Origin of the sequence: Pseudomonas sp. H1h (assembly GCF_000633255.1) — a bacterium.
Classification (GTDB): domain Bacteria; phylum Pseudomonadota; class Gammaproteobacteria; order Pseudomonadales; family Pseudomonadaceae; genus Aquipseudomonas.
Genome location: NZ_AYMJ01000015.1, coordinates 264,277 through 287,639, shown reverse-complemented (window position 1 = coordinate 287,639; position 23,363 = coordinate 264,277). Strand labels below are relative to the sequence as shown.

Here is a 23,363-nt window from a genome sequence, read left to right as displayed (position 1 = left end):
AGCGGGCTTGCTCCGGGCGGCGTTCCGACGAAGGCGGTGTGTCAGTTAAAACGATGTTGACTGACACACCGCCTTCGCTCCCACATGAGAGTTGTGGACGGCGTTACTTGAGGTTGCCGCTGAGGAACTGCTTCAGGCGTTCGCTCCTCGGGTTGCCCAGCACGTCTTCCGGCGCGCCTTCTTCTTCCACCAGCCCCTGGTGCAGGAACAACACCTGGCTGGAGACTTTGCGCGCAAAGCTCATTTCGTGCGTCACCATGATCATGGTCCGGCCTTCTTCGGCCAGCCCCTGAATCACCCGTAGCACTTCGCCCACCAGTTCCGGGTCGAGTGCCGAGGTCGGTTCGTCGAACAGCATCACCTCCGGCTCCATGGCCAGCGCCCGGGCGATCGCCACCCGCTGTTGCTGGCCGCCAGAGAGAAACGCCGGGTACTGATCGGCGACCCGCGCCGGCAGGCCGACCTTGTCCAGATAACGGCGTGCGCGGTCGTCGGCTTCCTGTTTGCTGCAACCGAGCACCCGGCGCGGGGCCATGGTGATGTTTTCCAGCACGGTCATGTGGCTCCACAGATTGAAGTGCTGGAACACCATCGCCAACCGTGTGCGCAGGCGTTGCAGTTCATTCGGGTCGGCGACGTGCATGCCGTGGCGGTCGCTGACCATACGGATCGCCTGGCCGTCCAGACTCATGGCGCCGTCGTTGGGTTGTTCGAGAAAGTTGATGCAGCGCAGGAAGGTGCTTTTGCCCGAACCGCTGGCGCCGATCAGGCTGATCACGTCGCCAGTCCTGGCCTTGAGCGAAACGCCTTTGAGCACCTGATGGTCGCCATAGCTTTTGTGCAGGCCTTCAACGGTCAATTTGTACATGAGACAGACATCCTCAAGGCGAAAGTAGGTAGCCGCTGCGATAGGCTTCGGCGCCTGCCACGTGGGCGATCACCATGCCGGCAGTGGCCATGCGGCGCAGCGAGCGGGCGTACATGACGCCGGCAGCGGTGCAGCAAATAGGGGTCACCCGATCACTGATCGGGTCGATGATTTCGGCAATCTGTTGCCCGGCTTGCAGGTATTGCCCGGCCGTGGCGGTGTACACCAGCAAGCCGCCGACCGGCGTGGTCACCGGTTCGACGCCAGCCAGTGGCGTGGCGGGGAACGGCAAGTGCGGTTGCGGCCGGGTCTCGCCGACGATCGCATCGAACTGGATCAGGTAATCGATCAGCGCCTGACAATCACGGCTGGCCATCGGGTGATTGACGTCACCCTGGCCGCGCAACTCCACGGTCACCGAAAAACTGCCCAGCGGAATCGCGAAGTGTTCGCCGAAGCGCTCCTGCAGTTGCCACCACAGCAGGGTGAAGCATTCGTCGAACGACTGGCCGCCGGAGTCGGTCGCCAGCAGGCTGGCCTGGGACTCGATGTAACGCGCCAGCGGCTCGACCTGCGGCCACGCCTCGGGGGTGGTGTAGAGGTGAACCACGGATTCGAAATCGCAGTGCAGGTCCAGCACCATGTCGGCATCGCACGCCAGCCGTTGCAGGGTCAGGCGCTGGGATTGCAGTTGCGTACCGGGTGTCTGGCGAGCCAGAGCGTTGCGCAGGCTGGCGCGGATCAACTCAAGGTTGTGCTGCGGGTCATCGCCCAGCTTGCCCTCGATGTCGTTGCCGATTTCTTCGCTGAGGTCGACGAACCAGCGATTGAAATTCTGCCCGCTCTCCATCTCGTAGCGGCCCAGTGGCACGTCCATCAGTACTTGTTCGAGGCCCACCGGATTGGCCACCGGCACCAGCACGATCTGGCTGCGCAGGCGCCCGGCGGCTTCCAGCTCTGCCAGACGCTGCTTGAGGTGCCAGGCCACCAGCATGCCGGGCATTTCGTCGGCATGCAGCGAGGACTGGATGTAGATTTTGCCTTGGGCCTGCTCCGGGCCGAAGTGGAAGCTGTGGATCTGTCGTGCGGTCCCCGGCACCGGGGCCAACAGGTCATGGATCTGGTGTCGCATTACAGGGTTTCCTAGTGGGTCGGCCCGAGGAAGGCCAGCCATCGGCGTTCGGCAAGACGGAACAGGCCGACCAGCGTGAAGGTAATGGTCAGGTAGATCAGCGCGGCGATGCCGAACGACTGGAAGGTCAGGTAGGTCGCCGAGTTGGCGTCCCGCGCAACTTTCAGGATGTCGGGAATGGTCGCGGTGAAGGCCACGGTGGTCGAGTGCAGCATCAGGATCACTTCGTTGCTGTAGTACGGCAACGAACGACGCAGCGCCGAGGGCATGATCACGTACGCGTAAAGCTTCCAGCCGGTCAGGCCGTAGGCCTTGGCCGCTTCGACTTCGCCGTGGTTCATGCTGCGGATCGCCCCGGCGAAAATCTCCGTGGTGTAGGCGCAGGTGTTCAGGGCAAACGCCAGGATCGTGCAGTTCATCGCATCGCGAAAGAAACTGTCGAGCAACGGTTGCGCGCGCACGGCGGCGAGGCTGTAGATGCCGGTGTAGCAAATCAGCAACTGGATATACAGCGGCGTACCCCGGAACAGGTAGGTGTAGAACTGCACCGGCCAGCGCACATAGAAGTGCGACGAGACCCGGGCGATCGACAGCGGAATCGACACCAGGAAGCCAATGAAGATCGAGGCACTGAGCAGCCACAGGGTCATGGCCAGCCCGGTGATGTTGTTGCCGTCGGTATAAAGGAAGGGTTTCCAGTATTCCTGCAGGAGTTCGATCATCGTACGGCCTCCCGTGCGCCTGCGGCGTAACGGCGCTCGAGCCAGCGCAGGATGACGTTCGAAGCACTGGTGATCAGCAGATAGATCAAGGCGGCGAGTACCAGGAAGTAGAACAGTTGATAGGTGCTTTTACCGGCGTCCTGCGCGGCTTTGACCAAGTCGGCAAGGCCGATGATCGACACCAGCGCAGTGGCCTTGAGCATCACCATCCAGTTGTTGCCGATGCCCGGCAGGGCGAAACGCATCATTTGCGGAAACACCACGAAGCGAAAGCGCTGGCCGCGCTTGAGGCCGTAAGCGGTCGCCGCTTCCACCTGACCACGAGGCACGGCGAGGATCGCGCCACGGAAGGTTTCGGTGAAATACGCCCCGTAGATGAAGCCCAGGGTGGTCACGCCAGCGGTGAAGGAGTCGATTTCGATGTAATCCCACTCCATGAAGTCGGTCAGCGCGGTCAGCCAGGTTTGCAGGCTGTAGAAAATCAACAGCATCAGCACCAGATCGGGCACGCCGCGAATCAGTGTGGTGTAGAGCTGGGCAGGCAGGCGCAGCAATCTGGATTTCGACAGTTTGGCACTGGCGCCCAAGAGACCGAGCAACACGGCCACCAGCAGCGACAACGCCGACAATTTGATGGTCATCCAGGTGCCTTCCAACAGCAACGGACCGAAGCCTTTGAGGCTGAAGGCTGAGAGCCCCAGATTTTGTAAGAGGTTTTCGAACATAAATCAGCAACCTGAGCGGATGGAAAAGGCGCCCATCGAGTGATGGGCGCCAGGGCATTATTTACCGCTGTACAGATTCAGATCGCCAAAGTGTTTCTTTTGAATCTCGGCGTATTTGCCGTCATCGTGTAACGCTTTGATACCTTTATCTAAAAGTGCCTTCAGCTCTTTGTTACCTTTCTTAATACCGACAGCGGTTTTGGCTGGCAGCAATTCGCTGTCAACTGGCTTGCTGACTTCGTAAGCGGCACCGTCTGGCGACTTCAAAAAGCCCAGTTCGGCTTGCAGCATGTCCTGGATCGAGGCGTCGAGACGGCCGTTTTTCAGGTCGGCGTACACCTGATCCTGGTTGGCGTAAGCCTGGATTTTCACCCCGGCCTTCTCCAGCACAGCCTTGGCGTAGGCTTCTTGAATGGTGCCTTGCTCGTAACCGACGGACTTGCCCTTCAGCGAAGCGATGTCATCGCTCAGGCCGGAACCCTTCTTGAATACATAGGAAGTAGGGCCGGAGAACAGCTCGCTGGAGAAGTCGATCGCCTTTTCACGGGCCGGGGTCACGGTCATCGAAGAGATCACACCGTCGAATTTGTTGGCGTTGAGGCCCGGAATCATGCCGTCGAAGTCGCTTTCAACCCATTTGCACTTGACCTTCAGCTCGGCGCAGATCGCGTTGCCCAGGTCGATGTCGAAGCCCACCAGACTGCCGTCGGCCGCTTTCGACTCGAACGGTGCGTAGGAAGGATCAACGCCAAAACGCAGCTCTTTGTATTCCTTGGCCAGCGCGGAGCCGGCAGCCATGCACAACGCCAGTGCAGAAAGGGTCAGCAATGCTTTTTTCATTATTCAATCCCTAAGAACCAATATGAGCGCTTGTGGCGCAGAATTATTGTTACTGGAACGCGTACGACCTATAGAAAGTAGCAATTTCCGAACCAGAGTCCCGAACAAGTGTTTTAAAAGGTTGGGGGAGGGGGCGGCGAGAGGGTTTGGTGCATGTAAACGGGCACCGGAAATGCGTTGCACCAAGTTGGTTCGGTGCGGGCTGATTTCACGGGTACAGGAAACTTTTGTGGCGAGGGAGCAAATCCCTCGCCACGGGGACGTCATTCAGTCAAAAGTAATCAATGTCCCGGAAAACCGGGTCAGGCCAACAGGTCTTGCAGAGTGGCGAGGCTATCGGCCTCATCCACGTGCTTGTCCTGCCGCCAGCGCAGCATTCTCGGGAAACGCACGGCGATCCCGCTCTTGTGCCGGCGCGACAGGGCGATGCCTTCGAAACCCAGCTCGAATACCAGGCTCGGCTTGACGCTGCTGACCGGGCCGAACTTTTCCACGGTGGTCTTGCGCACGATGCTGTCGACCTGACGCATTTCCTCATCGGTCAGCCCCGAATAGGCCTTGGCGAACGGCACCAGTGCCCGTTGGCTGGACTCGGGCGGTCCGTCCCACACCGCAAAGGTGTAATCGCTGTACAGGCTGGCGCGACGGCCATGCCCGCGCTGGGCGTAGATCAACACGGCATCGACGCTGAACGGATCGACCTTCCACTTCCACCACACGCCCATGTCCTTGGTCCGGCCCACGCCATACAGGGCATCGCGGGCCTTGAGCATCATGCCCTCGACCCCCAGCCGTCGCGACGCCTCACGTTGCCGGGCGAGGTCGAACCAGTCGCTGCCGGTGAGTACCGGTGAGGGCAGTAACACCGGGGTGTTACTGCGGGCGATGACCTGTTCCAGTTGCGTACGCCGTTCGGCCTGCGGACGATTGCGCCAATCCTCGCCCTGCCATTCCAGCAAGTCGTAGGCGAGTACAACGACCGGCACCTCTTCGAGGATTTTCTTGTCGAGGGTTTTGCGCCCGATACGTTGCTGCAGCAGGGCGAAAGGTTGTACGGCCGGTGGCGCTGTCGATTGCGGATCGAAGGCGTCTTCGGTGGTCGGATGAGTGCTTTTCCAGACCACGATTTCGCCGTCGATCACTGTACCGTCGGGTAGCCCATGTACCAGAACGTCGAGTTCCGGGAAGCGCTCGGTGACCAGTTCTTCACCCCGTGACCAGACCCACAGTCGCCCGTCACGCTTGACCACTTGCGCTCGGATGCCATCCCACTTCCATTCCACCTGCCAGTTGCTCGCCGGCCCCAGCAGTGCTTCAAAGTGTTCCACCGGTTGCGACAAGGCATGTGCGAGGAAGAACGGGTAGGGCTGGCCACCACGCTGGGCATGTTCGTCGGCGGACTCCGCAGCGATCAGCTTCAGATAGGTGGCGGCGCTCGGCCGGTTGGACAGGTCGGTGTAACCCACCAGCCGTTGCGCCACGCGCTTGCTGTCCAGGCCCGCCATCGACGCCAGAGCGCGGGTGACCAGCAGTTTCGACACGCCGACGCGAAAGCTGCCGGTGATCAACTTGATGCACAGCATCAGGCTCGACCGGTCCAGTTGCGCCCACAGTGTGGGGAGTTGGCGGGCGAGGTACTCCGGGGTTTCACCGCGCAGCGGCAGCAGCTTGTGTTCGATCCATTCGGCCAGGCCCGCCTCGGAGCTGTGCGGGTTTTCCGGCAACACCAGCGAAATGGTTTCTGCCAGATCGCCGACAGCCTGATAACTCTCTTCGAACAGCCACAGTTCGAGTCCCGAGACCTTGACGGCCAACTCGCGCAGGGTACGCACCGGCACCAGTTGCCGCGGGCGTCCGCCGGACAGAAAGTACACCGCCCATGCCGCATCCTGCGGTGCCGCCTGGGCGAAGTAGTGTTGCATCGCCGCCAGTTTGGCGTTGCTCGACGTGGTGGCGTCGAGTTCGGCGTACAACTCGGCGAAGGCTTTCATGCTTGTACCTCGGCGATGACCGGTTCGACGCCAATGTTTTCCTCTTCGTCGTCGCCGTATTCGGTGTTGAAACCCTGCGCATCGAGGCCTTGTTCACGCAGATGACGCACCAGTACGCCGATCGAGCCATGGGTGACCATCACGCGCTCGGCGCCTGTCTGGTTGATGGCCCACAGCAGGCCGGGCCAGTCGGCGTGATCCGAGAGTACGAAGCCGCGATCCACACCACGCCGGCGGCGAGTGCCGCGCAGACGCATCCAGCCGCTGGCGAAAGCGTCGCTGAAGTCACCGAACCGGCGCATCCAGTTGCTGCCACCGGCCGAGGGCGGGGCAATGACCAGCGCCTGTCGCATGATCGGGTCGGACTTTTTCACATCGCCGGCGTAGATCGTCGGTGGCAGGTACACCCCGGCCTCGCGATACACCCGGTTCAGCGGTTCGACCGCGCCGTGGCTGAGGATCGGCCCGAGGCTGGCGTCGATGCCATGCAGGATCCGCTGGGCTTTGCCGAACGAATAGCAGAACAGCACGCTGGCCTTGCCGGCGGCGATGTTTGCCTGCCACCACTGGTTGATCTCGCTGAACACCTGCGCTTGCGGCTGCCAGCGATAGATCGGCAGGCCAAAGGTCGATTCGGTGATGAAAGTGTGGCAGCGCACCGGTTCAAACGGCGCGCAGGTGCCATCGGGTTCGATTTTGTAATCGCCGGACGCGACCCAGACTTCGCCGCCGTATTCCAGGCGCACCTGGGCTGAACCGAGCACATGGCCGGCGGGGTGAAAGCTCAACGTCACCCCGTGGTGGGTCAGACGCTGACCGTAGTCGAGGGTTTGCAGATGGATGTCCTGGCCCAGACGCGCGCGCAAGATCCCTTCGCTGGCGCTGCTGGCAAGGTAGTGCAGATTGCCGCCACGGGCGTGATCGCCGTGGGCATGGGTGATCACCGAGCGCTCGACCGGGCGCCACGGGTCAATATAGAAATCCCCGGCAGGGCAGTACAAACCTTCGGGGCGGGCGATAACAAGGTCCATGTCGTTACCAGAATGGAGGGGCTTGTTAGCTATGAGGTTGGCGCGAGTCCGGAAGTTCTATCGATTATTTTTTGGGGCGACACAAAACCCCTGTAGGAGTGAGCCTGCTCGCGATCACGGTGTGTCAGACGCTTCAGTTTTGAAGGTCAGACCGCGATCGCGAGCAGGCTCACTCCTACAAGAGGAGGCAGCGTTTATTTGCCGGGGGTGAGGGTCAAACGGGTCTTGCCGTACACCCGGTCAAAGTTCTGCGGCTGCATCGGCAGGCCGATGTACTGGCCCTTGAGCCAGGCATCGATGCCGTTGAGGTAGTTCGGGCTGGCCGGGTTGCCGGACTGGCCGGTGCCGTTCTGCCCCATCAACGGTTCGGCTTGGCTGAAGTCGACAATGAAGCGCATCGACGGTGCACGCGTCGTGTTGAAGTCCTGACCCCAGGCAAATGCTGCGGTATTGAGCGTGGTGTGATCGCCGCCGGCAGCCACTGGACCGCGAACGGTCTGGCCGTTGGCGTTTTTCCACTCGTAGCGGTGCAGTTTGCCCCACTGCCAGGCTTTGCGATCGCCACCCAGCTGGCTGTCGCCGGCGCTGATCGCTGCGGCCAGGCTGCGGGCCAGAATCAGCGCCTTGTCTTCTTTCTGCGGCGTGCGGATATCATCCCAGAACGGGCTGTCCTCACGACCGAGCAGATGGTCAGCCTGTGCCGAGTAGGACAAGTTGCCATTGGCGATAAAGGCTTTCCACGCCGGGCTCGACTCTGGGCCGAGTTCGTCGAGGAAGATCTGCTTCATGCTTTCTTGCAGGAACAGTTCGTAGAGCGCCGCATCGGCCGACGTCGGGCTGAGCTTGCCGTCGAAAGCCATCAAACGGGTGAACGCCTCGCGAGCCTTGCTGCGATCCGCTTCCGGCAGGGCGTCGATCGCCTGCTTCAGCGGCTGTTTCATGCCCGGGGCTTCGAACATTTTCTTCAGCTTGGCGGCAAACGTCGTGGTCTGGTCGTACTGCATGGCGATCACGCTGCGACCGTCCTGTTTGCCGCTGCCGGCCAGTTCTGCCAAGCGCTCGCCACGTTCCGGTGCGGCCCAGGAGTTGGACAACTGCATGCCGTAGCCGTGAGGAATCACCCGTTGGTTGGCAGTGCCGAGCCAGCCCTGGGTCGGGTCCTGATCGTACGGGTGCAGCATCGGGTCGGCGTAACCGTCCCAGTCGTAGCGACCTTCCCAGCCCGGCGATGGCAGCAGGCCTTCGCCTTCGCGGCGGTTCGGGAAGCGCCCGGTGACTTGCCAGCCGATGTTGCTGGCATCGGCGAACACCATGTTCAGGGCGATGGCGCGGATCTCGCGACTGGCGTCCGAAGCGCGTTCAACGTTCTGCGCGCGGGTCAGGTCAAAAAAGGCGTCCAGCGATTTGTCGTCGGTGAAGCTCGGTGTTTGCAAGGCCAGGCCAAAACCGCTGCCCTGCGCCGCTGCCTGGACGCTGTTGAGCAACGCACCGTGGCGGGTTTCGTACACCGCTTCACGAACCGGTCGCTGGCCTTTGACGAAATAGGTTTCGTTGCGCACGCCCAGCGGCTGCCATTTGCCGTTGACCTCGTAGGTCAGGCTGCTGCCCTGACGGTGGATTTTTTCGAGGAACAGATCCTGGTTGTCGCCGAGCACGCTGGTGGCGCTCCACGCGACCTTGCCGTTGAAGCCTGCGAGGACCATCGGCAAACCGGCAACGGTGACCCCGGCGGCCTGATACTTCGGCGCGCGGATCTGCACGAAGGTCCACAGCGACGGCGCCGCCAGTGGGCCATGGGCATCGCTGGCGAGAATGCTTTTGCCGCTGCGGCTGCGTTGCGGGGCGATGGCCCAGTTGTTCGAGGTGGTGCTGCCCGGCAGGTTCATGGTCGCCAATTGCTGGCTGGCGTTGCTCAGTTCGGTGAGGCCCGGGATCTGCCCGTTGAGCTTGAGGCCCTGCAGCTTGTCGGCCTCGGCCAGCGGCAGGTTTTCGTCCGGGGCAGACGGGGTCAGCCAGGCGAGTTTGTCGCTGCTCACGGTCTGCGCCAGCACCAGGGAGGAGATCTCTTCCGGCAGGTTGGCCGACTGGCTGAAGTTCAGCAGCGCAAACATCAGCGCCGAGTCTTCCGGCTTCCAGTATTCAGGCTTGTAGCCGCTGGAAGCGAGATCGCCCGGCAGTTTGTCGGCGTAGCGGAACAGGTAGGCGTTGACGCCCCGCGCATAGACTTCGAAGAAACGCTTGAGCCGTGGCGATGAGGCCTTGTACAGCTCGTCGGCGCTTTTCTTCAGGTTGACCGCGCGCATGTAGCGGTCGGCATCGAGCATCGAGGCGCCGGACATTTCCGCCAGACGGCCCTGAGCCAGCAGGCGCAGGGTGACCATCTGGGTGATGCGGTCGCTGGCGTGGACGTAGCCGAGGGTGAACAGCGCATCGTGGAAGCTGTTGCTTTCGATCAACGGCATGCCCATGGCATTGCGTCGTACCGAAACGTTTTGCGCCAGGCCCTTGAGCGGTTGCACGCCGGAGGTGGGCGGGAGGGTGTCCTGAGCGTTCCAGGTCTGGCAACCGGACAGGCTCAAGACACCGGTCACTGCTGCGGCAACGCCGAACCGGGGAAGAAAATGTGTGAGGGCTGGCGAGGCCATGGCAAAGCTCCTGCGGGGGTGTAGAGGCTGGGGGCGCAATAAAGCCGCTACGTTAGTGAGCAGGCGGTGGCCGCGCAAGCGGGCGACCGAGTTATTTCTGCGTTTATACAGACCGTAAAGGATCTTCAATCAGCGTTTCGGCGGTTTGAACTTCACCCGTCCCGAATATTCGATAGCTTGCGTAATAAGTGGAGGTGATGCTGAAGTGGTGGGAAATTCAATGACACTACATGAGAAAAATCGCCATGGAGCTGAAGGCCAACGCTGCACTGATCATCATCGACCAGCAACAAGGCATTCTGCATCCGCGTCTGGGACGCCGGAATAATCCCCACGCCGAGCATCGAATCCTCGATCTGCTGGGGTTCTGGCGCGATAGCGCACGGCCGGTGATTCACGTCCAGCACCTGTCGCGTGAGCCGGGCTCGGTGTTCTGGCCCGGGCAGTCAGGGGTGGAGTTTCAGCAGCGGTTCATGCCGCAGGACGGCGAATGGCTGATCCAGAAACAAGTGCCGGATGCGTTTTGTGCCACGGGGCTGGAGGCAAAGTTGAGCGAGGCGGGGATCGGGCAATTGATCATCGTTGGCGTGGCGACCCACAACTCGGTGGAGTCCACAGCGCGCACGGCGGGCAATCTGGGGTTTGAGGCGTGGGTGGTAGAGGACGCGTGTTTCACCTTCGACAAGGCTGATTACTTCGGCACGCTGCGTTCAGCCGAAGAGGTGCACGGGATGTCGCTGGGGAATTTGCACGGGGAGTATGCGACGGTGGTCAGTGCGCAGCGGATTCTGGCGGCTGGCTGAACATTGTGGGGTGAATGTAGCGGCCCTTTCGCGAGCAAGCCCGCTCCCACATTCGACCGTGTTCAGTCAGCAGGAACGCGGTCAACAGTGGGAGCGGGCTTGCTCGCGAAGGCGATGTTTCAGGCGAAGCAGGGCTTCGCCCGAGGCATCAAGCGCCGTGGCACTTCTTGAATTTCTTGCCGTTGCCGCATGGGCACGGGTCGTTGCGGCCGACGTCTTTCAGGGCGTTGCGCACCGGTTCCTGGTGGGCGTGGCCGCAGTTCGGGCCGTGGACATGGCCATGGTCATGATCGTGATGATGGTCATGATCGTGGTTGCAGTCGGGGCCATGGACATGAGGTTGTTGAGTCATCGGTGTTGCTCCGGAATTAAATCGGCGGGGATTATCACGCCATTGCGCTCCAGGTGCACGTAGTGGGCGATGAATAAACCGGTTTCCATTTCACCCTGCAATCGATAGGGAATCTGCTGGTTCGGACTTTTCAGCATTTTCACCACGTCTTTTACCCGAGGCCACAGGTTGGTGCGGATCGGCACCCTGAAATACGCGCTGCGTTTCGGCCCGACGGTGAACCAGTGCTCGTGCTCGCCTTCGGCCAGCAACAGGTCGGCCAGATGAATGCGATATTCCAGGCCGCGCACGGTCAGGTCGCTGTCGTTGGGGTTGTCGACGCGAAAATGCAGGATGAATTTCTGTTCGAGCAGCTTGGCCCGCACCACCTCGACCTTCACCAGGTGGACGGCGGGGTCGACGCTGTCATCGCTGAACCACGAGGCGCAACCGCCGAGGTTCAGCAACAGCATCAACAGCAAGCCATGAAATGTGCGGCGGTGACCGAGCATCGAAAAAACTCCTTTTGTGCCCCAGTCTAGTCGGCGCTTCCCTCTATGCGCCGAAATACCCCGCGCAGCACTTCTTGAATTTCTGCCCGCTGGCACACGGACAGCTGTCATTGCGCCCCAGTTTCAACTGCACGGTCGGGTCGATGAAGTACCAGCGCCCGCCGTTCTGCACGAACGATGAGCGCTCGCGGTGGCTGTGTTCGCCCTGGCTGTCGTGCCAGCGTGCGGTGAAGGTGACGAAGGCGTGCTCAGGCTGGCCGCCGAACACTTCCGAGCTTTCGACCGCGAGGCCGAGCCAGGTGCTCTGCGCGCTCCAGGCGCTGATCGACTGGCGATCCAGGCCTGCCTGCTGGGCGGGCAGGGTGGTTGCCACCAGATAGTCGATCAGCCCCAGCACGTAGGCGCTATAGCGCGAGCGCATCAGGGCTTCGGCGCAGGGCGCCGGGTGGCCGGCGTGATAATGGCCGCAGCAGGCCTCCAGCAGGTTGCCGCTGCCGCACGGGCAAATGGCTGTACTCATTGCATTACCACCAGTATTTCCCGAAGTTTTCCGGATTGGCCCAGAACCGCGAGTTGAGCCAGTCGGGGACTTGTTTGTAGTCAAGCAGATCGTAGGTGAACAGGGTCAGCACTTGATCGTCACGCTGGAAGCGTTCACTGGCTTGCAGCGCCAGCGAGTAGAAATCGGTTTCCTGCCAGCCGCTGGCCGGCAGATCTGCCAGCACTGCAATGCGGCTGGCGTTGAGGTTGCGGATCCCGCCCAGCAGGTTCAGGCCGTCGCGCTTGGGCAGATGCTCCAGGCAATCGACCACCAGCGCCAGATCAAAACGCTGTGCCGCCAGTTCGGCAGGCAACGCGCCGGGCGCGGCATGCGCGACCGCACAGTCCGGGTGCGCTGCCTTGAAAGCGGTCAGGGCCGGAAATTCGCTGGCGCCGATCAGCAGCAAGCGCGCCGGGGCATAGCGATCCAGTAAAGCGGCCAGCGCCTGTTGCGGCGTGCGCGAAGAAATGGCGACGTTCATCGAAGCTCCTCAATCAGATCGCCAAGACTAGCGCGCCAGAGGGATCCGGCCTAGACCCCGATTTGTCGCGCATGGCAAAAGTGCCGAATCACTGTGAACACGGTCCCAAATGCCGGTGGCCTATTGCTGGCGGAGATTAAAACTCCGGTCTTTACTCCGTGAATCGGTTCTAAGCCGATCCCTCAGGAGAAAACCAGATGAGCATAGTTCGGACAGCATTACCTTTGATTCTGCTAACCAGTGTGTTGACTGGTTGCGCAGGTTTGCAGAAAACCGACTGGCCGACCTGTGCGGCGGTCGGCGGTGTTGTCGGTGCCGGTATCGGCGCGACGGAGAGTTCGGCGTGGGCCGGTTACGGCGCACTGTTGGTCGGTGGTACGGCCGCCGCGTATTGCTGGGTGCACGGTGATGGCGACGAAGACGGCGACGGTGTGCCGGACAGTCGCGACAAGTGCCCGCACACCCCTCGCGGCGTGCAGGTCGATGCTGACGGCTGCCCTCCACCCGCCCCGGCGCCGGTGGTAGAAGAGGCCGTTGTGGTCAAGGAAGAAACCATCGTCATCCGCGATGTGCACTTCCAGTTCGACAAAGCGACCCTGACCGGCTCCGATAAACAGGTTCTCGACAAAGTGGCCACGCGCCTGAAACAAGAGTCGTCCACGGCGCAACTGACCGTGACCGGCCACACCGACAGCGTGGGCAGCGATGCCTACAACAAGAAACTGTCGGATCGCCGTGCGCACTCGGTGGTGGAATACCTGATCCAGCAAGGTGTGCCGCGTGCCAGCTTCGTTTCGGTATCGGGCATGGGTGAAAGCCAGCCAGTGGCGGATAACAAAACCGCTGACGGTCGTGCACAGAACCGTCGTACCGAAATCAAAATCGTCCGCTAGCCCCTCTCGCATCCGCGGCTTGTGCAGTCGCGGATGCGGGTCTTTACTCCTGTGTAACCGGTATGGGCCGGTGACACAGGAGCTTTCACAATGACTGTTTTCTCAAGGTCCGTCTTGCCGGTGCTGCTGCTGGGCAGCTTGCTCACCGGTTGCGCCACCCACAGCGATGGCGATGCCCCCCTCAATCAACGTACGTGGCCGATCTGCAGCCTGATAGGCGGGCTGGTCGGTGGCGGTCTTGGCGCCATTGAAAGTGGCGGCTGGGCCGGTGGCGGCGCGGCGCTGGGGATCCTGACCGGCGGGCTGATCTGCTATGCCCAGGACGGCGACGAAGACGGCGATGGCGTGTTCGACCGCCGCGACCGTTGCCCTGACACACCAGCCAATACGCCGGTCGATCATCGCGGCTGTCCGCTGCCGCAATATCCTGTCACTGAAAAAGCCCCAGAGCCTGCGCCGCAATCGGAAGTCATCACCCTGAGCGATGCCGGCAATGTGTTGTTCGATTTCGACAAGTCGGACCTGACCCCGGCCGCCAAGGCCCAGCTCGATACGCTGATGGACAAGCTGCGCAATGCCGATGTGGTGAGCATCAAGGTCGTCGGCCACACCGACAGCAAAGGCTCGGATGCCTATAACCAGGCGCTGTCCGAGCGACGTGCCAGCAGTGTCGCGGCGTATCTGCTGAGTCAGGGTCTGGAACCGGGCAAGCTGACCAGTGAAGGGCGTGGCGAGAGTGAGCCGGTGGCCGACAACGCGACGGAAGAGGGACGCGCAAAAAACCGTCGGGTGGAGTTGCATATCAATCGCTAGGACTTGTCTGTAGTCCGCAGGCTAGAGCTGCCGGGCGACGATCATCGTCGCACCGGCAGCGATCCGACGACTGACAAAAGTTTTTTCTTTTATCCCTCTGGCTTATCCCCCGCCGAAGCCGTTACTGTGCGCCCAAAGAATAATTGCGACACGGGGGAGCGTATGAAGGTTTTCTGGGGGCTGGGGCGCTTGTTGACCCTGCTGTTCTGGTGCGTGGTGGTGGTCAATCTGCTGGTGCCGTTTGTGCATCCGTTGCATTTGCTGGTCAATCTGGCCGGCGCCTTGTTGCTGGCGCTGCACGTTCTGGAGTTGCTGTTCTGTCGCCTCAAGGGGCGTCCCAACCCGTGGCGTGATCGCCTGCGGATCCTGCTGTTCGGCGTATTCCACCTGCAAACCATCCCGGCCCCGGCCGCTCCGGAGGCTTCGTCCCATGCGTAAACTTTGTCTGCTCGCTGCATTGATCAGTCCCCTGGCCTGCGCCCAAGTGGTCAGCGTCGAAACCAACTCCCTGATGCGCCTGCCCAACACCGCCAGCACCTTGCAGCTGGAACGGCTGGAAGTGGCGGACTACGGCACCTTGCTGATTCCTTCCAACGTGACCGAGCTGACCGTCGGCGAATTACGTCTGGGCCACGAGGCGCGCATTGCGATCGTCCCGAGCGAACAGGCGCTGGACATGAAAGTCAGCCGTGCGCAGTTGTCCGAAGGCAGCCTGATCACCGCTCGCGGCGCGCCGGGCACCTATGAAAAAGCCGCCCGCGCCGGGCGCAATCTGAATTTGCAGTTCAAGGCACTGGATGCGCCAAAGCTGTTTGTGGATGCCCGTGGCGGTACCGGCGCGCCGGGTTTCGTTGGCCTGGATGGCGGCAATGGTGAAGATCCGGGCTGCACCTATGGCTCGGCCGGGCACGGTTTTGACGGCAGTAACGGCAGCGACGGTCAGCCGGGCGCACCGGGTGCGGTGGTGCGTCTTGAAGTGCCGCGCGAGTTTCCGGCAGAGCTGATCAAGGTCAACGTCGCTGGCGGCGCCGGTGGCCCGGCGGGTGTCGGCGGCAAGGCGGGCCAGGGCGGCAAGTCCAAGGGCTGCCTGGTGTATCGCGCCGATGGCGGCAAGAACGGCAAGGCAGGCGCTGACGGGCAACCTGGGCCTGTGGGTGCGGCGGGTGCGGTGACTGTGCAGCGCCTCTGAAACACAGCACTTTTCAGTGGTGGCCAGGGATAAATCCCCTGGCTACTACAGTGTTTACCGCGAAAAAAACGGGGTGGGTCAGAACATCGGCCGAGCGGCTGCAATCGCCACCAGCACCAAACCGACAATCAGGTTAATCCCCACCACCCGGCGAATCCGCCCCAGCACTGCCGCACCTGCCGGCCAGTCCTTGGCCTCAACGGCTTTGCGCAACTCCGGCAGCATCAAGCCCTGAATGCGGATAAACAGCGCCGTCATCACCACGTACAGCCCGATCATGACCTGCACGTACTTCGGCGCGGTCTCGAAACCGACCTGCTGCAAATGCAGCATGCCCACGCCGCTGATCGGCAACAGGATCACTGCAGCCCAGACCCAGCGGAAAAAACCTTGAAACACTTCCACCCACAAGGTCAGGCGGGCGGGCCCGTCGAGAGCCTTCACCGCCGCCGGGCGCAGGACCATCCAGGCGAAAAACATGCCGCCGACCCACACTAATGCGGACAGGACATGCAGCGGATAAACGAGGCTAAAAGGTGTCATTGGGGTACTCCGTTCTGCGCGGGACTGATTAGCGGGGTATGATAGCCGCCGAACCGAACCACTGAAAATTTATCCAGCGTTTTTGCGCCCGACACTCAATGATCAGCACTGAACTCAAAACCACGATCCAGGGCGCCTACTCGCGTTTTCTTGAAGCCAAGAGCCTCAAACCGCGTTACGGCCAGCGCCTGATGATCGCTGAAATCGCCAAAGTCCTCGGGGATATCGACACCGACGACGAAGGCCGGCGCAGTGGCGACCCCGCGATTGTTGCGGTGGAAGCCGGCACCGGTACCGGCAAGACCGTGGCCTACAGCCTGGCGGCGATTCCGACTGCCAAACTCGCTGGCAAACGCCTGGTGATTGCCACCGCGACCGTGGCCCTGCAAGAGCAGATCGTCTACAAGGATTTGCCCGACCTGATGCGCAACAGCGGGCTGAATTTCAGTTTCGCCCTGGCCAAGGGCCGGGGCCGCTACATGTGCCTGTCCAAGCTCGACATGCTCTTGCAGGAAGGCCACGCGCAAACCGCTACTGCACAGCTGTTCGAAGAAGAAGGCTTCAAGATCGAGGTTGATGAGGCCAGCCAGAAGCTGTTCACCAGCATGATCGAAAAGCTTGCCGGCAATAAATGGGACGGCGACCGCGACAGCTGGCCGAATGCGCTGGAAGACGCCGACTGGGCGCGCCTGACCACCGACCACAGTCAGTGCACCAACCGGCACTGCCCGAACTTCGGGCAGTGCGCCTTCTACAAGGCGCGCGAAGGCATGGGCAAGGTCGATGTGATCGTCACTAACCACGACATGGTGCTGGCTGACCTGGCCCTGGGCGGCGGCGCGGTGCTGCCGGATCCGCGCGACACCATTTACGTGTTCGACGAAGGTCACCACCTGCCCGACAAGGCCATCGGCCACTTCGCTCATTACACGCGGCTGCGCTCCACCGCCGACTGGCTGGAAACCACCGCGAAGAACCTGACCAAACTGCTGGCCCAGCATCCGTTGCCGGGGGATCTCGGCAAGTTGATCGAACAAGTGCCGGAGCTGGCGCGGGAGATCAAGGCCCAGCAGCAGTTCATGTTCAGCGCCTGCGAACAAGTCGCCGATTTCAAACCCGGTGAAGACGTTGAGGGCCGGGAGCGGCCACGTCATCGTTTCATCGCCGGAGTGATTCCCGAGCACATGCGCGAAATGGGCATTGAGCTGAAGAAGGGCTTCGCCCGTCTCAACGATCTGTTCACCCGTCTGACCGACCTGCTCAAGGAAGGCATGGATGGCGAGGTCAACATCGGCATTGCCAGCAATCAGGCCGAAGAGTGGTACCCGCTGTTCGGCAGCCTGTTGTCCCGGGCTTCGGGCAACTGGGAATTGTGGACTGCATTTACCGCCGAAGACCCGGAAGACAGCCCGCCCATGGCCCGTTGGCTGACACTGGCCGAAAGTGGTTCGCTGTTCGACATCGAGGTCAACGCCAGCCCGATTCTTGCCGCCGAGACTTTGCGTCGCAGCCTGTGGAACGTGGCCTACGGCTGCCTGGTGACGTCGGCAACCCTGACCGCCCTGGGCACCTTCGACCGTTTCCGCATGCGCGCCGGCCTGCCAAAAAAAGCCGTCACCGCCGTGGTACCGAGCCCGTTCCATCACGCCGATGCCGGTGTGCTGCGGGTGCCGGATCTGAAGGCCGACCCGCGCGATGCAGCCGGTCACACGGCAGCGATCATCCGTGAATTGCCGGATCTGGTCGAAGGTTCGCGCGGTACGCTGGTGCTGTTCTCCTCGCGCAAACAGATGCAGGACGTGTTCGACGGTCTCGACCGCGACTGGCGCAAGCAAGTGTTCATTCAGGGCAACCTGTCGAAGCAGGAAACCCTGAACAAGCACAAGGCGCGGGTTGATGGTGGCGACTCCAGCGTACTGTTCGGCCTCGCCAGTTTCGCCGAAGGGGTGGATTTGCCGGGGGCCTATTGCGAACACGTGGTGATCGCCAAGATCCCGTTCTCGGTACCGGACGATCCGGTCGAGGCCGCGCTGTCGGAGTGGATCGAGGCCCGTGGCGGTAATCCGTTCATGGAAATCTCGGTGCCCGACGCCTCGTTGAAACTGGTCCAGGCCTGCGGCCGTCTGCTGCGTACCGAAGAAGACCGCGGCACCATCACCTTGCTCGATCGGCGGCTGGTTACACAGCGCTACGGCAAGGCGATCCTCAATGCGTTGCCGCCATTCCGTCGTGAAATATCCTGAGACAACGGTGGGCAGTTTTGCCCGCCGCGCTGTCTATCTCTCTGCCATGCTTTTCCATTGGCCTTTTGGTCGTTAGGGAGAACTCCGTTCTTATGATTCGCCGCTCGTTGCCTGCCGTTTTTGCCTTGATCTTCGCCGCCCCGTTGCTGGCGGCGCCTGCCGGTCAACAGACCCTGTTCAACTTCGTTCGTCCGGCCGACGTGGTGAAAGTCGTCACCGAAAACACTGACCTGCCACAAGCTAACGCCGAGCAAACCCCGGAAGGTGAAGTGCTGCGCCGGGTGACGTTCAACCCGGTAGCGCGTCCGACCCTGCGCCTGACCCCGCAGACCGGCGCCTGGGACTGGTCGCAGTCGGGCATGATGAGCCTGCGCCTGCAAAGCGCAATGAACTGGGCCGTGACGGTCTACGTGCAAATCCAGAGTAACAACGGGCAGACGCTGACCAGTCGCGTCGACCTGCCGGCCGGCCCTGCGCAAACCCTGCTGGTGCCGCTGGTGGCGACCTCGCCACTGGGCCAGGGCATGAAGGCCGGGCCACCGATGCCGATGACCGTCGACGGCCAGCGGATTCTGCTGGCCAGCAGCAGCGGTGAACTGGATCGCAGCCAGGTGGTGTCGGTCAGTCTGTGGATGGATCAGCCCAAAGCCGCCCAGAGCTTGCTGCTCGAACGCTTTGGCGTGCAGGACGGTGAAGCGGTGACCCGGGCCGTCTACGGCAATCTGGTGGACGCTTACGGTCAATCGACTCGTAGCAAATGGCCGGAAAAAGTCAGCAGCGATGAGCAACTGAAATCCGCCGCCGCCAAGGAAGAGCAACAGCTGAAAACCTGGCTGGCCGAGCGCGAAAAGTCCTCGCTGGACAAGTTCGGTGGCTGGAACAAAGGCCCGGCGTTCAAGGCCAGTGGCTTTTTCCGCACTGAAAAGCGCGACGGTCGCTGGTACCTGGTGACCCCTGAAGGGCACCCGTTCTATTCGCTGGGGGTCAATACCGTCAGCCCGGACGTCAACCAGACGTACGTGGGCGGGCGTGAGTGGATGTTCGAATCCCTGCCCAACCCCGACGAGCCGCTCGCCAGCCATTTTGGCGAGGGTGACAACCGTGGCGGCAACGGCGCTGATCAGGGCCGAGGCTACAACGCCGGGCGCTGGTACGATTTCTACGCGGCCAACCTGCAACGGCTGTACGGCGCGCCGTGCGCAGTGCAGGCGAAAGCCGAACCGGCAGCCGAGCCGACTGCGCTCGCGCCATGCAAAGCCACGGTCGATGAGCAGAAGTGGGCCACGCACACCCTCGATCGCCTGCAAGCCTGGGGCTTCAATACCGTTGGCAACTGGAGTGCCGATTCGCTGGGCGACGCCGAGCGGGTGCCGTATACCTTGCCGCTGTCGATCGTCGGCGATTACACCAGCATCAGCACCGGCACCGACTGGTGGGGCGGCATGCCTGACCCGTTCGACCCGCGTTTCGCCATGGCTACCGAGCGCGCCGTGGCCATCGCTGCCCGCGATCATCGCGACGATCCGTGGCTGATCGGTTACTACGCCGACAACGAACTGGCCTGGGCCGGTCCGGGCGACGATCCGCAATCACGCTACGCCCTGGCCTATGGCACGTTGAAAATGACCACCGACGTGCCGGCCAAGCGCGCATTCCTCAAGCAACTGCGTGACAAGTACCGCAATCAGGCGGGCCTGTCGAAAGCCTGGGGCATTGATCTGCCAGCGTGGGAGTTGATGGAGGACCCGGGTTTTGTGCCGCCGCTGCCGAATCCTGAGCACCCGGAAATCGAAAACGATTTCAAATATTTCCAGAAGGTGTTCGCCGATACCTACTTCAAGACCATCTCCGACTCGCTGAAATGGCACGCGCCGAATCAGATGCTGCTCGGTGGCCGATTCGCCACCAGTACCCCGGAAGCCGTGGCGTCCTGCGCGCAGTATTGCGATGTGCTGAGTTTCAACCTGTACACGCTCAAGCCGCAGGACGGATATGACTTCGCCGCCTTGCGCGCCCTCGACAAACCGGTGCTGATCACCGAATTCAATGTCGGCTCGGCTGACCGTGGGCCGTTCTGGGGCGGCGTGACGCCACTGGCCAAAGAAGAAGACCGTGGCCCGGCGTATGCCAACTTCCTCAAGCAGGCCTTGAGCGAACCGTCGATTGTCGGCGTGCACTGGTTCCAGTATCTGGACCAACCGGTGACCGGGCGTCTGCTCGATGGTGAGAACGGGCACTTCGGTCTGGTGGGAATTACCGATCTGCCGTATCAGGGCTTCGTCGAGGCGGTGCGCAAGAGCAATCTGCAGGTGATTGATCAGTTGGGCAAGGAGGCGGAGAAAGCGGCGGCTGTTCATGAAGCCGAGGGTGGTCGAAAAGGCGAGGCCGGCAAAGGTCCGGGGGCCGGGCATGCGGGTGGGCATTCGGGGAATGGTCACTAGGGTTCGGACCGCGTTATCGTTCTTCGCGAGCAAGCCCGCTCCCACACTGGATCGGTGGTGTTCATAAATCCAATGTGGCGGCGGGCTTGCTCGCGAAGGCGGAAGCAGCCACACCAGCATTTTTGAAATGACCACCCGGCCCGCAGCTGTTCCCAAATCCCTCAAGGGCTGGAACAATGCGGGCCACTTTGTAGAGCGTTTTCGCGGGGGAGTTGCGGGTGCAGATTCAGGGACATTACGAGCTTCAATTCGAAGCGGTGCGCGAAGCTTTTGCGGCACTGTTCGACGATCCCCAGGAGCGCGGCGCCGCCTTGTGCATCAAGGTCGGCGGAGAAACTGTCCTCGACCTCTGGTCCGGCACCGCCGACAAGGATGGCGCCGAGGCCTGGCACAGCGACACCATCGCCAACCTGTTCTCCTGCACTAAGACTTTCACCGCCGTCACCGCGCTGCAACTGGTGGCCGAAGGCAAACTGCAACTCGATGTACCGGTTGCCCGCTACTGGCCGGAGTTCGCCGCCGCTGGCAAAGAGTCCGTCACCCTGCGCCAATTGCTCTGCCATCAGGCCGGTCTGCCGGCCCTGCGCGAGTTGCTGGCGCCAGCCGCCCTCTACGAATGGCAAACCATGGTCGACGCCCTCGCGGCCGAAGCACCGTGGTGGACGCCGGGCACCGGTCACGGCTATGCCGCCATCACCTATGGCTGGCTGGTCGGCGAATTGCTGCGTCGGGCCGACGGTCGCGGCCCGGGCGAATCCATCGTCGCCCGTGTTGCCAAGCCGCTGGGGCTGGATTTCCATGTTGGCCTGGCTGACGAGGAGTTCTACCGCGTGGCGCATATCGCTCGCGGCAAGGGCAACGTCGGTGATGCTGCCGCCCAGCGCCTGTTGCAGGTGACTATGCGCGAACCTGCCGCCATGACCACCCGCGCCTTCACCAATCCGCCGTCGGTGCTCACCAGCACCAACAAGCCGGAATGGCGCCGTATGCAGCAGCCGGCCGCCAATGGTCATGGCAATGCGCGCAGTCTGGCCGGTTTCTACGCAGGCCTGCTCGACGGCAGCCTGCTGGAAAGCGAAATGCTCGAAGAACTGACCCGTGAACACAGCATCGGCGAGGACAAGACCCTGCTGACCCGCACCCGTTTCGGCCTGGGCTGCATGCTCGATCAGCCGGACATGGCGAACGCCACCTACGGCCTCGGCCCGCGCGCGTTCGGTCATCCGGGGGCGGGCGGTTCGGTGGGTTTTGCTGATCCGGAGCACGATGTCGCGTTCGGTTTTGTGACAAATACCCTTGGGCCATACGTCTTGATGGATCCGCGCGCGCAGCAACTGGCGCGGGTACTTGCCACTTGTCTGTAAAGCGTTACATGAGGTTCCAGGGTTGGAACCAGATCCGGTTTTTCGATTCAAAGCGTCTGTTTATCCGGGCAAAAGAGCTCCGATCTTTCATTACTTCACTTTGTGGATTTTCAATGTCATCCAAAAAAACTCTCGCCCTGGCCCTGTGTGTTGCGATTACCGGTTGTGCACAGACTCCTAAAAACGATGCGGACGGTGGCAGTTGGTGGCCGTTCGGATCTTCCGACAAAGTGGTGGCCAAAGAGCCGGCACCAGCTCCAGCTCCACTCAAGCCTGCCGCTACTGCACCTGTGGCCAAGACTGAAAGCAGCAGCCACTGGTACTGGCCGTTCGGCAGTTCCGATGATGCGGCGGCCAAGGCCGATGTGAAACCTGAAGTAAAACCAGAAGCCAAACCGGCGGTAGTGGCCAAGGCCGATGCCGACACCAGTACCAAGTGGTGGTGGCCGTTCGGCGGCAAGGATCAGTCCACGGCCAAAGTGGTACCGATGCCTGACCCGAAAGTCACCCAAGCCTGGCTGGATGACTACGAACCGCGCCTGCGTGCAGCGATCAAGGACAGCAATCTGCAACTCGAACGCCGTGACAACGTGCTGGTGGTAATCGCGCCGGTTGAAGGCTCGTTCAACCCGAAGCGTCCGGCCATGCTGCTGCCGGTGACTCTCAGCCCGTTTACCAATGTTGCGAAAATCCTCGAAGCTGACCCGAAGACCGCGGTATTGGTACTCGGTCACAGCGATAACACCGGCGCCGCGCCGGCCAACGTCAAACTCAGCCAGGAGCGTGCCCAGTCCGTGGCGGCGATCTTCCGCCTGAGCGGCTTGCAGCGTGATCGCCTGATGCTGCGCGGCATGGGCGGCGATGCCCCGCGCGCTGCCAACGACAGCGCCGAAGGCCGTGCGTTGAACCGTCGTGTCGAACTGCTGGTAACCCCGCAGAACACCATGGTTGCCCTGCTGAGCAAATACAACATGCCGGCACCGGCACCGACCACGATGATTGCCGCGCAAGACGTCAAGCCTGTGGCCAAACCGGTCACCCCGGCGCCAGCTGCTTCGAAGGCCGCCGTGCCGGCAACCAAAAAGGCTCCGGCGAAGAAAGCTGCAGCCAAGGCTCCAGCGAAAAAAGCGGCGACCAAGGCTCCGGCCAAAACGCCTGCCAAGAAAACCGCTCCAGCCAAAGCGGCGGCCACTGACAAGAAAGTCGTCGCCACCGATACTTCCAAGCAGTGATCCGCTAACGAAAAGGAATGCGC

Annotated in this window: 22 protein-coding genes; 9 read left to right on the top strand and 13 right to left on the bottom strand. The window is 61.8% G+C overall.

Annotated features, from left to right (window positions below; all coding sequences use genetic code 11):
• Positions 1 to 103: 103 nt before the first annotated feature.
• From U862_RS0112975 to U862_RS0112940, 8 genes are all read right to left on the bottom strand, one after another.
• Positions 104 to 868: an ABC transporter ATP-binding protein gene (locus U862_RS0112975; protein ID WP_025110795.1), complete on the bottom strand. Its 765-nt coding sequence runs from the start codon at positions 866 to 868 to the stop codon at positions 104 to 106.
• A gap of 13 nt (positions 869 to 881) precedes the next feature.
• Positions 882 to 2,000: a succinylglutamate desuccinylase/aspartoacylase family protein gene (locus U862_RS0112970; protein ID WP_025110794.1), complete on the bottom strand. Its 1,119-nt coding sequence runs from the start codon at positions 1,998 to 2,000 to the stop codon at positions 882 to 884.
• 11 nt (positions 2,001 to 2,011) lie between these two features.
• Positions 2,012 to 2,722, bottom strand: a complete 711-nt coding sequence (locus U862_RS0112965) for an ABC transporter permease (RefSeq protein WP_025110793.1) — start codon at positions 2,720 to 2,722, stop codon at positions 2,012 to 2,014.
• Positions 2,719 to 3,447, bottom strand: a complete 729-nt coding sequence (locus U862_RS0112960; protein WP_025110792.1) for an ABC transporter permease — start codon at positions 3,445 to 3,447, stop codon at positions 2,719 to 2,721. The genes U862_RS0112965 and U862_RS0112960 overlap by 4 nt, the downstream gene beginning before the upstream one ends.
• Before the next feature lie 57 nt (positions 3,448 to 3,504).
• On the bottom strand, positions 3,505 to 4,287 hold the full coding sequence (locus U862_RS0112955) for a transporter substrate-binding domain-containing protein (RefSeq protein ID WP_025110791.1): 783 nt from the start codon (positions 4,285 to 4,287) through the stop codon (positions 3,505 to 3,507).
• A 302-nt stretch (positions 4,288 to 4,589) separates the two neighbouring features.
• On the bottom strand, positions 4,590 to 6,278 hold the full coding sequence (locus U862_RS0112950; RefSeq protein WP_025110790.1) for an ATP-dependent DNA ligase: 1,689 nt from the start codon (positions 6,276 to 6,278) through the stop codon (positions 4,590 to 4,592).
• Positions 6,275 to 7,309 carry a ligase-associated DNA damage response exonuclease gene (locus U862_RS0112945; RefSeq protein ID WP_025110789.1) on the bottom strand — a complete coding sequence of 345 codons (1,035 nt, stop codon included), beginning with the start codon at positions 7,307 to 7,309 and terminating at the stop codon, positions 6,275 to 6,277. The genes U862_RS0112950 and U862_RS0112945 overlap by 4 nt, the downstream gene beginning before the upstream one ends.
• Before the next feature lie 194 nt (positions 7,310 to 7,503).
• The gene (locus U862_RS0112940) at positions 7,504 to 9,954 is read right to left on the bottom strand and encodes a penicillin acylase family protein (protein ID WP_025110788.1); all 2,451 of its coding nucleotides are present in this window, start codon (positions 9,952 to 9,954) and stop codon (positions 7,504 to 7,506) included.
• Between the two features lie 245 nt (positions 9,955 to 10,199).
• Here U862_RS0112940 and U862_RS0112935 point away from each other — a divergent pair, with 245 nt between their 5' ends.
• Positions 10,200 to 10,757, top strand: coding sequence for a cysteine hydrolase family protein (locus U862_RS0112935; protein WP_025110787.1), 558 nt, complete (start codon positions 10,200 to 10,202; stop codon positions 10,755 to 10,757).
• Between the two features lie 148 nt (positions 10,758 to 10,905).
• Here U862_RS0112935 and U862_RS0112930 read toward each other — a convergent pair whose 3' ends face one another.
• From U862_RS0112930 to U862_RS0112915, 4 genes are read right to left on the bottom strand one after another with little or no spacing between them, the layout of a single operon-like run.
• The gene (locus tag U862_RS0112930; RefSeq protein ID WP_003198420.1) at positions 10,906 to 11,109 is read right to left on the bottom strand and encodes an SEC-C metal-binding domain-containing protein; all 204 of its coding nucleotides are present in this window, start codon (positions 11,107 to 11,109) and stop codon (positions 10,906 to 10,908) included.
• Positions 11,106 to 11,600: an LEA type 2 family protein gene (locus U862_RS0112925; RefSeq protein ID WP_025110786.1), complete on the bottom strand. Its 495-nt coding sequence runs from the start codon at positions 11,598 to 11,600 to the stop codon at positions 11,106 to 11,108. Before U862_RS0112925 ends, U862_RS0112930 begins: the two co-directional genes overlap by 4 nt.
• A 43-nt stretch (positions 11,601 to 11,643) precedes the next feature.
• Positions 11,644 to 12,120 carry a YchJ family protein gene (locus U862_RS0112920; RefSeq protein ID WP_025110785.1) on the bottom strand — a complete coding sequence of 159 codons (477 nt, stop codon included), beginning with the start codon at positions 12,118 to 12,120 and terminating at the stop codon, positions 11,644 to 11,646.
• Positions 12,121 to 12,124: 4 nt separating this feature from the next.
• Complete coding sequence (locus tag U862_RS0112915; protein ID WP_025110784.1) at positions 12,125 to 12,622, bottom strand: DUF6231 family protein; 498 nt, start codon at positions 12,620 to 12,622, stop codon at positions 12,125 to 12,127.
• A gap of 197 nt (positions 12,623 to 12,819) precedes the next feature.
• On the opposite strand from U862_RS0112915, the gene U862_RS0112910 reads away from it, so the two are divergent.
• From U862_RS0112910 to U862_RS0112895, 4 genes are all read left to right on the top strand, one after another.
• Positions 12,820 to 13,515 carry an OmpA family protein gene (locus U862_RS0112910; protein ID WP_025110783.1) on the top strand — a complete coding sequence of 232 codons (696 nt, stop codon included), beginning with the start codon at positions 12,820 to 12,822 and terminating at the stop codon, positions 13,513 to 13,515.
• 90 nt (positions 13,516 to 13,605) lie between these two features.
• Positions 13,606 to 14,328, top strand: coding sequence for an OmpA family protein (locus U862_RS0112905; RefSeq protein WP_025110782.1), 723 nt, complete (start codon positions 13,606 to 13,608; stop codon positions 14,326 to 14,328).
• 162 nt (positions 14,329 to 14,490) lie between these two features.
• Positions 14,491 to 14,766, top strand: a complete 276-nt coding sequence (locus tag U862_RS0112900) for a DUF1145 domain-containing protein (protein WP_025110781.1) — start codon at positions 14,491 to 14,493, stop codon at positions 14,764 to 14,766.
• Positions 14,759 to 15,517 (top strand): collagen-like protein, encoded by a 759-nt coding sequence (locus U862_RS0112895; protein WP_025110780.1) that lies wholly within the window; start codon positions 14,759 to 14,761, stop codon positions 15,515 to 15,517. Before U862_RS0112900 ends, U862_RS0112895 begins: the two co-directional genes overlap by 8 nt.
• A gap of 78 nt (positions 15,518 to 15,595) precedes the next feature.
• Here U862_RS0112895 and U862_RS0112890 read toward each other — a convergent pair whose 3' ends face one another.
• The gene (locus U862_RS0112890) at positions 15,596 to 16,060 is read right to left on the bottom strand and encodes a CopD family protein (RefSeq protein ID WP_025110779.1); all 465 of its coding nucleotides are present in this window, start codon (positions 16,058 to 16,060) and stop codon (positions 15,596 to 15,598) included.
• A gap of 98 nt (positions 16,061 to 16,158) precedes the next feature.
• Between U862_RS0112890 and dinG the strand changes: the two genes are divergently transcribed.
• From dinG to U862_RS0112870, 4 genes are all read left to right on the top strand, one after another.
• Positions 16,159 to 18,303: an ATP-dependent DNA helicase DinG gene (dinG, locus tag U862_RS0112885; RefSeq protein WP_025110778.1), complete on the top strand. Its 2,145-nt coding sequence runs from the start codon at positions 16,159 to 16,161 to the stop codon at positions 18,301 to 18,303.
• 92 nt (positions 18,304 to 18,395) lie between these two features.
• Positions 18,396 to 20,744 carry a beta-galactosidase gene (locus U862_RS0112880; protein WP_025110777.1) on the top strand — a complete coding sequence of 783 codons (2,349 nt, stop codon included), beginning with the start codon at positions 18,396 to 18,398 and terminating at the stop codon, positions 20,742 to 20,744.
• Between the two features lie 218 nt (positions 20,745 to 20,962).
• Positions 20,963 to 22,108: an EstA family serine hydrolase gene (locus tag U862_RS0112875; protein ID WP_025110776.1), complete on the top strand. Its 1,146-nt coding sequence runs from the start codon at positions 20,963 to 20,965 to the stop codon at positions 22,106 to 22,108.
• A 113-nt stretch (positions 22,109 to 22,221) separates the two neighbouring features.
• Positions 22,222 to 23,340 carry an OmpA family protein gene (locus U862_RS0112870; protein ID WP_025110775.1) on the top strand — a complete coding sequence of 373 codons (1,119 nt, stop codon included), beginning with the start codon at positions 22,222 to 22,224 and terminating at the stop codon, positions 23,338 to 23,340.
• Positions 23,341 to 23,363: the final 23 nt, after the last annotated feature.